Origin of the sequence: Stenotrophomonas maltophilia (assembly GCF_013464915.1) — a bacterium.
GTDB classification, from domain to species: Bacteria; Pseudomonadota; Gammaproteobacteria; order Xanthomonadales; family Xanthomonadaceae; genus Stenotrophomonas; species Stenotrophomonas maltophilia_AT.
Genome location: NZ_RAVT01000032.1, coordinates 82501 through 84492 on the forward strand (window position 1 = coordinate 82501; position 1992 = coordinate 84492).

Below are 1992 nucleotides of genomic sequence, written 5' to 3' on the forward strand. Positions count from 1 at the left end.
GGTCGAGTCGGTCTGCGGGGAAGATTTAACGGGGCTAAGCACAGAACCGAAGCTTGGGGTGCATAACTTTGTTATGCGCGGTAGAGGAGCGTTCCGTAAGCCGTTGAAGGTGGATTGAGAAGTCTGCTGGAGGTATCGGAAGTGCGAATGCTGACATGAGTAACGATAATGCGGGTGAAAAACCCGCACGCCGAAAGCCCAAGGTTTCCTTGCGCAACGTTAATCGGCGCAGGGTGAGTCGGCCCCTAAGGCGAGGACGAAAGTCGTAGTCGATGGGAAGCAGGTTAATATTCCTGCACCTCGCGTAAGTGCGATGGAGGGACGGAGAAGGTTAGGTGTACCAGGCGTTGGTTGTCCTGGGGAAAGGCGGTAGGTTTGGATCTTTGGCAAATCCGGGATCCTYTAAGACCGAGCACCGAGACGAGCCTTTAWGGCGAAGTCACTGATACCACGCTTCCAGGAAAAGCTCCTAAGCTTCAGCTTACGCAGACCGTACCGTAAACCGACACAGGTGGGTAGGATGAGAATTCTCAGGCGCTTGAGAGAACTCGGGTGAAGGAACTAGGCAACATGGCACCGTAACTTCGGGAGAAGGTGCACCCTTTTTGGTGGCTCGTGCGAGCTATAGCTGAAGAGGGTCGCAGTAACCAGGCCGCTGCGACTGTTTATCAAAAACACAGCACTCTGCAAACACGAAAGTGGACGTATAGGGTGTGACGCCTGCCCGGTGCTGGAAGGTTAATTGATGGGGTCAGCCGCAAGGCGAAGCTCTTGATCGAAGCCCCAGTAAACGGCGGCCGTAACTATAACGGTCCTAAGGTAGCGAAATTCCTTGTCGGGTAAGTTCCGACCTGCACGAATGGCGTAACGACAGCGGCGCTGTCTCCACCCGAGACTCAGTGAAATTGAAATCGCTGTGAAGATGCAGCGTTCCCGTGGCAAGACGGAAAGACCCCGTGAACCTTTACTATAGCTTTACACTGAACGTTGAGTTCGTCTGTGTAGGATAGGTGGGAGGCTATGAAACTGTGGCGCTAGCTGCAGYGGAGCCATCCTTGAAATACCACCCTGTCGTGCTTGACGTTCTAACCTGGGCCCATTATCTGGGTCGGGGACCGTGTATGGTGGGTAGTTTGACTGGGGCGGTCTCCTCCTAAAGAGTAACGGAGGAGCTCGAAGGTACGCTCAGCGCGGTCGGACATCGCGCACTGTGTGCAAAGGCATAAGCGTGCTTGACTGCAAGATCGACGGATCAAGCAGGTAGGAAACTAGGACTTAGTGATCCGGTGGTTCTGTATGGAAGGGCCATCGCTCAACGGATAAAAGGTACTCCGGGGATAACAGGCTGATACCGCCCAAGAGTTCATATCGACGGCGGTGTTTGGCACCTCGATGTCGGCTCATCACATCCTGGGGCTGTAGTCGGTCCCAAGGGTATGGCTGTTCGCCATTTAAAGTGGTACGCGAGCTGGGTTCAGAACGTCGTGAGACAGTTCGGTCCCTATCTGCCATGGGCGTTGGAGATTTGAGAGGGGCTGCTCCTAGTACGAGAGGACCGGAGTGGACGAACCTCTGGTGTTCCGGTTGTCACGCCAGTGGCATTGCCGGGTAGCTATGTTCGGAAGCGATAACCGCTGAAAGCATCTAAGCGGGAAGCGCGCCTCAAGATGAGATCTCCCGGGGCACAAGCCCCCTGAAGGAACCATGTAGACTACGTGGTTGATAGGTCAGGTGTGTAAGTACAGCAATGTATTGAGCTAACTGATACTAATGATCCGWGMGGCTTGACCATATAACCTCAAGTTGCCTTGGCTTTACGACARCGTCGTAAGAGCATCCAAGTGCACGCTACGTCACAAGAACTATGCGAGGCTGGCGCCTTGTCCCAYMGGGACGAGTGCGACTCTCCAAAAGCCTCCCTGGTGAAATTAGCGCTGTGGAACCACCCGATCCCATCCCGAACTCGGAAGTGAAACGCAGCTGCGCCGATGG

2 rRNA genes (1 of these 2 only partly in view) are annotated in these 1992 nt (G+C 54.5%); both read left to right on the top strand.

Annotation, left to right across the window (positions count from 1 at the left end):
• A 23S ribosomal RNA gene (locus D7T59_RS12350) occupies positions 1-1792 on the top strand; it begins 1088 nt to the left of the window's first position.
• Between the two features lie 126 nt (positions 1793-1918).
• Positions 1919-1992: ribosomal RNA gene (gene rrf / locus D7T59_RS12355) — 5S ribosomal RNA — on the top strand; the annotation flags it as partial.